Source organism: Oscillibacter sp. (assembly GCF_040505565.1).
Lineage (GTDB): Bacteria > Bacillota > Clostridia > Oscillospirales > Oscillospiraceae > Oscillibacter.
In genome coordinates, this window is record NZ_JBEUWZ010000010.1 from 183,324 (window position 1) to 191,729 (window position 8,406).

Consider the following 8,406-nt stretch of genomic DNA (forward strand, 5'->3'; position numbering starts at 1 on the left):
GCTCAGATACCTGTAAAGCACAGTTTCCCGAAGAAGTCATATCAATTCTTTCCTTTCTATGCTAAAATGGGTGCAGCAAAGCCAGCCTGCCCTTGGAGCAGACTTAAAAAGGCTTTGTAATTTAGCAGGCTGTCGGCGGTGCGAGTCCGGTTCGAAGCAGACCGCAGCATCCGCAGTTTGGGCACTGAGAGGGCTTTCTGCCGAGGATCTTTTGGATGAGGGCCTCAGTGGAGAGCTTTTCTCTTCTTTTCAGTGATGTGCCCGTCTGTACCTTGCAGATGTGCAGCTTCTTCTGCTTGCCGCGACTGGATAGAAATCCATAGTGCCGAATTTTTGTGAAGCCGGACGGCAGGACGTGCATCAGGAAGCGCCGAATAAACTCTTCCGCTCTCAACGTCATCTCTTTCCAGCGGCTGCTGTCGCGGTAATCCCGCCATTTGAAAGAGACCTGTCCATCTTCCAACTTTAAGATTCGGTTATTGGAGATGGCCACCCTGTGCGTGTAGCGCCCAAGATACTCCACTACGCAGGCCACATCTTTGAAAGGCGGCTTGCAGTAAACGACCCATTCTTTGTTATAACACTCATTCAGCAAAGACGGATCTATGCCGAGGAACTGTTGCTTAAGCAGCGCCAAAAACTTGCCGCGAAATTTTCTGGACAACACCTTCACAGGCAGAAAGAACTTTTTTCGGGACGGTAGCCATTTGCCCAGCTTGGTAAGGCCGCCGCCCGGAACAATGCAGTGAATGTGTGGGTGAAAGCTGAGATTCTGCCCCCAAGTGTGGAGCACAGCAGTGTGGCCGGTGGCGGCGCCAAGATATTTCTTGTCGGTAGACAATTCCTGTATCGTCTCAGCTACACAGCGGAAAAGCAGATTGTAACCGTCCTGTTGGTTCCGGTAAATCCATAAATTAATTCCTGCGGTACGGTGAATACCATATGAAAGTAGCCCACGTTGAGCAGGTTTCCCTTTTGCGCGTCAATCCAGCGTTCTTTGGAGAGTGTCTGGCATTTCGGACAGTGCCGGTTACGGCACGAGTTGTAGGATGGTCTTTGGTATCCACACTCCGGGCAGTGATCCATGTGTCCTCCCAGTCTGGCAGTGCGGCAATTGAGAATGGCGTTCATTCCACGCTTCATAGCCCGCCGAACGCTGCTTCGGCTTACCGCGATACCGCGCTGAGTAAGCGCCAGAAGAATTCGGCCAACACCGTAGTTATCATTGTCCGGGTTTTCTTTATAAATCTCTCGTATTTTGACCAGAAGCAGCTGCCACGGTTTTGGCTTGCCAGCCGACTGCAAAGAGCGGTAGTACCCGGATTCACTGACTTTCACAACCCGGCACATGGTATGAATGCAGAACCGCTCACGGCGCAGCGTGATATACTCATACAACCGCTCCGGCTTTACCGTTTCCGGTCTTTGGCGAAAAAAAACAGCGCATCCTTGAGAATTTCATTGGCTTTCCGCAGCTCCGCGTTTTCCTTGATCAGTCGGCGCTCGTTCTCGGAAAGCGGCGCGTCGCGGCGAATACCGCTGCCGACGAAGGCGTGATCTCCGAAGGCCTTTTGCTTCTGCCGCCACTCCGCCAGAGAGTAATACGGAATGCCAAGTTGTGCCGCCGCCCGCTTCACGCCGATTTCGTCAGACAGCTTGACCGATTCTTCTTTGAACTCCTTATCATATTTGCGCATGCCAAACACTACCTTGTTCTTTCTTTGATTCTATCACATTTTGGGTGTTTGCCCTCTGCACTTCTATGATATCCCTCCAGTGATGTTTCCATTGTAAAGGGCAAAGAGAAAGACTGCCGCAACTGCAGCAGGTTCTATAGAAGAAAAATTTGGAGCCTAGATACCACCGCACCAGCGGTTTCGTGTTATGATTATGATGTACAAACTTATTTTAAAAGGGACATTATACATAGTGAAAAAAATATAATGGAGGCTTTATGATTTTGTTGATTGCGATAGTTTTTATTTCTCTGGCGCTTGTGTTCTATACAACGGGTGTTTTTGGTGAAAAGCTTTCCGGCTCGCTTAAAATTTGGAATCTTCTAACCTTCTGGTTCGGTCTGGCTTGCGATACAACAGGTACCACGCTGATGGGCAAACTTGCTGGCGATGTGCTAACGGTCAGCTTCCACAGCGTGACGGGACTTGCAGCCATTGTTTTAATGGCAATTCACGCAATATGGGCGACTGTCGTGCTATTGCGCGGTTCCGAAAAAAGCAAACGAAACTTTCACAAATTCAGCATATTTGTCTGGCTGATCTGGTTAATTCCTTATGTCTCAGGTATGATTTTCGGTGTTGTTATGCAGTGAGCGAGAAAAGTAATATGGATAATACAACGTCCTAGTTCGTCTGCGTAAAACTCACGTCTAAGGTACGATAAAATTTGCTACCTATTCCATTAGACCCACGGAGAAATAAGATAACAGCAGGCTCGACAAATTCGTCGAAACCTGCTGCGTGATACTTTAGCGCAGTATAAAATTTTTCCCTTATTTTTTCCCTTAATAGGTTAAAACGTAACAATTTTACATGATACGACTCAACACGGCGATGTGCTTTAAAAGCATTGAAAACAGGCACTTTTTAACACAAGCCGGTATTACCTGAAATCACATTTTGGACAATTCGGATCCTTCACCCGCTGCCAAAAGAAAAGTTCTTGAAACCATTGTATGTCAGTGGTTTCAAGAGCTTTTTTCATGTCATATTTTCAGATGGAGCAGTATGGGAATGGATTATTTATTTAAGTCCTAACGCCTTCCTCTTGCGATTTATATGAGCTTCCATGTCATTTGCAACCTGTATCGGATCATCTCCCAGCGCTACTTTTCCACCCGTAAGGGTTTCAACATCTTGCGTCAATAGCTTTACCAGCTGAGGCGCTCCGGTAATAAAAGGCGTAGGTGACAAATGCGTGTATGCTCCATACGCAACTGCAAAAACACCGTCGATGGTCGCCTTTTGCTCCATCCATTCGGGAGCTGTGACAGCGATTGGAAGCTGCGGAACATCAACGTCAAGAAAATCTGCCAGTGCGGTAACAAGCATGGAAACTCTGCCGGTATCGGTGCATGTTCCAAAACTTAATACCGGCGGGATCTTTAACATGCCGCAGACTTCACACAGGCCCGCACCCGCAAGCTCCTTTGCGGGAAGATCGCACAGTCCCGCCACTTCAAGCGCGTGATTGCCGCATCCGCAACTGACGACCAAAATATCTTTTTTGATCAATTCCTTTGTAAGATTGACCGTGTTCCAATCCTGAGGGCCATTTCTTAACGTTGAGCAGCTGGCAAGGGCGACGATTCCTTTTATCTTACCCGCCTTCATGACCTCGACCAATGGATCCAGTTTGTTTCCCAACACCCCAAAAACTGCCTCGGTGGAAAATCCTGCGATTGCTTTTTGCGTTTTTTTCGGAACAGTTGACCGGATTTTCCCATGTCTTTTCTTAAAGTTCTCAATCGCCAGCTCAATCAATTCATCCGCCATTTTATCCGCATCCTGCGGGTTATACGGTATATGTCGGCTGACTCCGGGAACGCCAATAATGGTACTGATGCTCACGAGCGTAGCCTGATATTTTTCAGCGTATTGGTCAATGGCCGGGGGCGAACAGTTCTCATCCATGGCAAAGACGTCCACCGTACCGGTGGACAGCAGCGGCTCAATAGTCAGCCAATCCCCCATCAATCCCGCAAAAACATCGTCTACGGGAAACCTTTGCAAAAGCTCCTGGCCCGTCTCAATAGAACCCACAACCCGCAAACCCTTGGCGCCTGCTTCCCTCGCCTTTTGCTGAATCTGCTCCATTCTTGCTTTTTCCAATGTGGCAACACCCACCCAGGGCTGGTGACCGTTAAAAACTATATTAATATAGTCTGCGTCCATGATTCCAAGATCGGTATTCACTTCGTGCGGTTTTGGCGTTCCGTATAAGATATCCTGAACCATTTCAAGACCAATCTGCGCCGTGTAAATAGTTGCGAGTCCCAACCGCAAAGCCTTTTTGGCAAGGGAAACATAGTCGCCGTCCACATTCGTCAGGCAGCTGGCAACGCAGTTTTGTTCTTCATGAATTACGCCGGACGGGTAAATGTTGAGCTTTTCCCAAACTTCCTTTCGCTTTTTGGGGGCAAAGGCTTCCACCATCACGTTGGGTTCCCCCGGTCCTTTTGCCATCTCCTGATCCAGGAGGTCGGCAAGTTTCTCCGCCATTGATGAATCGCTTTGATTTGTGCTGATTCCGACCATTCCGCACATCCATTTCAGCTTTGCGGGATCCTTCATTTGAAAGCAAGTTTTCCCGCGGGCAGTCTCGCGAAGCGTCCGGTATGCTTCGTAGGCGTGGTGGCTGTAGGTTCCCGCACCCATGATATTATGGAGAAGCAGCGTTCGCATCGCCATAGCGTCCGGGCCTATTCCGCAAGCTCCCTTTTCCTGACCGCTTTTTTCACTGATGCGGCAGGGACCGTCGGAGCAAAGCTGGCAGCTAAGTCCTTCAAGACAGAATTTGCATCGGATTTTTTCCTGAAGCGCATACCGGTCAAAAGCGTTTGAAAGCCCATCCTCTCTGATTTTTTGCAGCATCTCTTCAACAGAATCATGGTAGCTTACTCGGCCCCGGGTTTTTTCTCGAACAGTTTCATCCATGTTCATAGCCTCCTATTTGTGATGAGGCTATTTTCACCGGTCCATGAACAATTATCCAAATATTGTGATCATGGGATTTAAGATATAAGTTAGAAGATTTGTTGGAACGGTCTGCTTTTTACCCATACCTTTGCCGGTTCTCTGCGCACAGCGGTGACGAATGTCCTCTCAAAGCGCTCTACTGCCTCGCCGGCAGAATAACCGTTCCCCTGCTGTGTCTTGTCCCAGTCAAGAAAACGCAGCTGTCCTGCGGGCGCACTGTGCACCATCCACGGTCACTGACCATGGCGTTCCAGCCGGGCTCACCCAGCTGTTCAAGATCTGCCTCCAAAACGAGTAGTAGAGCTTGGCGCTGATGCACGCAAAGCCGGTTTTGTCACAGGCGGCAGCAGGATGATCGTCAGGCGCATTTTACAAATATTTACCTGATTTTACCGCCTTTGACATTGACCCTTTCGACCATTTGCCCTATAATAACAGATAAATTTACATGATCCGGATAGAGCAGTGCGAGATCGCTTATCCATAATTGAAATGTCAAATGTGGGTACGAATCAATTTGGACCAGGCAATGCGCAGGCAAAATGCAAACCCCTGTAATTTTCAGCTCACTTTTCGAAACAAACCACATCCGTATAGGAGGATCGAAAATGACCGAAAAAGTTTTAAAAAGCCTATTTGAACAACTACAAATCGCCTACGCTTATTATCAACTGATTTTTGACGACAATGGCCGGCCAATTGATCTTATCTTACTGGAAGCGAGCAGTACATTTGATGTGTTTACGGGGCTTGATATGAGCAAGCACTACGGGAAAAGTTTGCTTAATGACCCAGATCAAAATGCTTCAGATGCGTTCAACTGGGCCGCTTTTTATGCTGAGATGATTCAGGAAACTGCGCAAGATGAAAAAAGATGGAAAATTGATCTCAAGAACAGGCGGGTAACCGTCAGCATTCGCTTTTTCGATGTGAGTCATCTGATCATGATTCTTCAAGATGCTACAGACGAACAGCGCTTAGTCACGGGGCAAGTGCGTGAGGATAGAGAAATTGGCACAGCTTTTGAAGATTTGGAGTTGATTTTTAACAGCACTCATGACGCTATGTTTCTCGCCGAGTATAGCAATGGCACGTTTCGATATCTCAGAAACAACCGCGTGCATCGTCAATTGACTGGTTTAGATGAAATTGCCGGTAAAACACCGGAAGAAGTATTAGGAAAAGAACTTGGGTGGGAAGTTCAGAAAAGCTATCAGCAATGCATTGATCGTGGAACGGATATTTCATTTGAGCTAACGCATGATTTTGGAAGTGGACCCCGTGATTGGCTGACCAAACTCACTCCGGTTTTTAAGAACGGAAAAATAAGTTATGTAGTTGGATCCCGCACCGATATTACAGAAATAAAGCGCCTTAGAAAAGATAAAGAGGAGCTTTTGCAGCGCCTTCAAGCCATGTTCAATGAGCATGATGCTGTTATGTTGGTTATTCATCCAAAAACAGGCCAGATTATGGACGCAAATCCCGCTGCGTGCGCTTTTTATGGATATACGAGCAATGAACTTCTGTCCATGAAAATTCAGGAAATTAATCAGCTGCCGGAAGAGGAAGTATTTCGCCGGCGCATGCTGGCTTGTTCTGCAAGCCAGAAATACTTTTTATTTCCGCACAAATTGCACAGTGGAGAAATCCGCTTCGTAGACGTATATTCATGCCCGGTAAACTATGGTGATCAAACAGAACTGCTCTCCATTATTTTTGATGCAACTGACCGTGAGCATTACCGGCAAGCACTCAGCATGGAAAAAGAGAGGCTGAAAATAACCTTATATTCGATTGGAGATGGAGTAATCACCACGGATAACGATGGGTATGTGACCTCTTTGAATCAAGCGGCCGTTGAAATCACCGGCTGGAAGAAAACAGAAGCTCAAGGTAAGTCCTTTGCGGAAATTATCCGACTTCGGAGTGAGGAAACCGGGTGCGAAGTTGACAATCCCATTCAAATTGTATTAAAATCCGGAAAAGTCGTTGGCTTGGCGAACCACACCGTGCTGATTCGAAAAGACGGACGCCCTGTACCGATTGCGGACAGTGCGGCGCCCATACGGGATGATAGCGGCCAGACTTTTGGCGTAGTGATGGTGTTCCGGGATGTCAGCCATGATAAAGAGCAGCAAAAACAGATCATATATTTAAGTTACCACGATCCGTTAACCGGTTTATACAACCGAAGATTCCTGGAAGAACAAATTCAACTGATGGATTCGCAAAGTCAGCTGCCCTTATCAGTCATTATGGGAGATGTCAACGGCCTTAAAATTACAAATGACGTCTTTGGGCACAGTGCGGGAGATCGACTTCTCAAAAGGGTCGCAAGTGTGCTTAAAGGTATCTGCCGCGAAGGAGATATCATTGCAAGATGGGGCGGAGACGAATTCCTGATCATCCTGCCCCGCACATTGCAGGAAACGGCAGAAAAAAAGATTGAGCAGGCCAGACAGGCTTTCGAAGAAAACCGCGAGGAGTCACTGCAGCTCAGTGTGTCTCTTGGCTGTGCCACTAAGACGGCGCCTGAGCAAAGTCTGGAACTCATTATGCGGCAGGCAGAAGAGTGGATGTATCATCAAAAGCTGCTGGAAGGCTCCAGCTACCGAAATTCTATCATTAATACCTTGCTGGCAACGCTTTATGAGAAAAGCATGGAAACGGAGGCACATGCGGAGCGGCTCAAGGATTATTGTCAGGCAATCGGCAAGAGGCTGAACATGAATGCGAAAGAGCTGAACGAGCTTGCATTGCTTGCAATTTTACATGACATTGGAAAGGTTGGAATTCCTCAGCATATTTTGCAGAAGCCGGGTGCTCTGACCTCCATCGAATGGGAAGAAATGAAACGCCATTCTGAGATCGGATATCGAATTGCGCAAAGTACCCCTGAATTGTCCGTGGTTGCGGAATTGATTCTTTCTCACCACGAACGTTGGGATGGTACGGGCTATCCGCGAAGACTCAAAGGAGAGGAAATTCCTATGCTCTGCCGCATCCTGGCGGTGGCAGACTCCTATGATGCCATGACAAACGATCGGGTATACCGGAAAGCACTTCCAATCGAAAAAGCAGTCTCAGAATTAAAGCAGAATGCAGGAACACAATTTGATCCCAAAGTTGTTTCGCTGTTTCTGAATGAATTTCTATACGACGAGGAGGGTATGACCTAGCGTCCTATTATGTCTGCGTAAAACTCACGTCTAAGGTGCGATAGAACTTGCCACCTTCTCCATCAGGCCCACGGAGAAATAAGATGACAGCAGGATCGGCAAATTCGTCCAAGCCTGCTGCGGTGATACTTTATTTTTCCCTTAGCAGGTTAAAACGCGATATTTTTGCGTGATACGGTTTAGCACGACGATGTGCCGCAAAGTATTAAAAGCAGGTACTTTTTCATATGAGTCAGCATTGCCTGAACTTACATTTTGAACAACTTGAATTCTTCACCCGCCGCCAACTATAATCAGCCGAAAAGCCTTTAGTTTTTAATGGTTTGAAGGCTGATTATTATTTGCTGTCAGATTCTATTCGCAGTTAAAATGCGTTTCTGTTGCTAAAGCATTTCACCTCCTACCGGTAAGGGTGAGATGCTGAAAAAAGAGGGCCTTAACCCCCTCAAGCGTGATGGAGGGATATCATAGAAGTGCAGAGGGCAAACACCCAAAATGTGATAGAATCA

4 protein-coding genes and 2 pseudogenes are annotated in these 8,406 nt (G+C 47.2%); 2 read left to right on the top strand and 4 right to left on the bottom strand.

The window, feature by feature from the left end:
* Positions 1-121: 121 nt before the first annotated feature.
* The 3 genes and pseudogenes from ABWQ15_RS04880 to ABWQ15_RS04890 all read right to left on the bottom strand — a co-directional run bounded on the left by ABWQ15_RS04880 (position 122) and on the right by ABWQ15_RS04890 (position 1,697).
* Positions 122-1,176: pseudogene (locus tag ABWQ15_RS04880) on the bottom strand (IS91 family transposase).
* An 18-nt stretch (positions 1,177-1,194) separates the two neighbouring features.
* Positions 1,195-1,350, bottom strand: a pseudogene (locus ABWQ15_RS04885) (IS3 family transposase); the annotation flags it as partial.
* Positions 1,351-1,409: 59 nt separating this feature from the next.
* The gene (locus ABWQ15_RS04890; RefSeq protein WP_353907701.1) at positions 1,410-1,697 is read right to left on the bottom strand and encodes a transposase; all 288 of its coding nucleotides are present in this window, start codon (positions 1,695-1,697) and stop codon (positions 1,410-1,412) included.
* Between the two features lie 260 nt (positions 1,698-1,957).
* Between ABWQ15_RS04890 and ABWQ15_RS04895 the strand changes: the two genes are divergently transcribed.
* Complete coding sequence (locus ABWQ15_RS04895) at positions 1,958-2,329, top strand: HsmA family protein (protein ID WP_353907710.1); 372 nt, start codon at positions 1,958-1,960, stop codon at positions 2,327-2,329.
* A 430-nt stretch (positions 2,330-2,759) separates the two neighbouring features.
* Here the strand turns inward: ABWQ15_RS04895 and cooS are convergent, their stop codons facing one another.
* The gene (gene cooS / locus ABWQ15_RS04900; RefSeq protein WP_353907702.1) at positions 2,760-4,673 is read right to left on the bottom strand and encodes an anaerobic carbon-monoxide dehydrogenase catalytic subunit; all 1,914 of its coding nucleotides are present in this window, start codon (positions 4,671-4,673) and stop codon (positions 2,760-2,762) included.
* Between the two features lie 650 nt (positions 4,674-5,323).
* On the opposite strand from cooS, the gene ABWQ15_RS04905 reads away from it, so the two are divergent.
* Positions 5,324-7,897 (top strand): PAS domain S-box protein, encoded by a 2,574-nt coding sequence (locus ABWQ15_RS04905; protein WP_353907703.1) that lies wholly within the window; start codon positions 5,324-5,326, stop codon positions 7,895-7,897.
* Positions 7,898-8,406 lie beyond the last annotated feature (509 nt).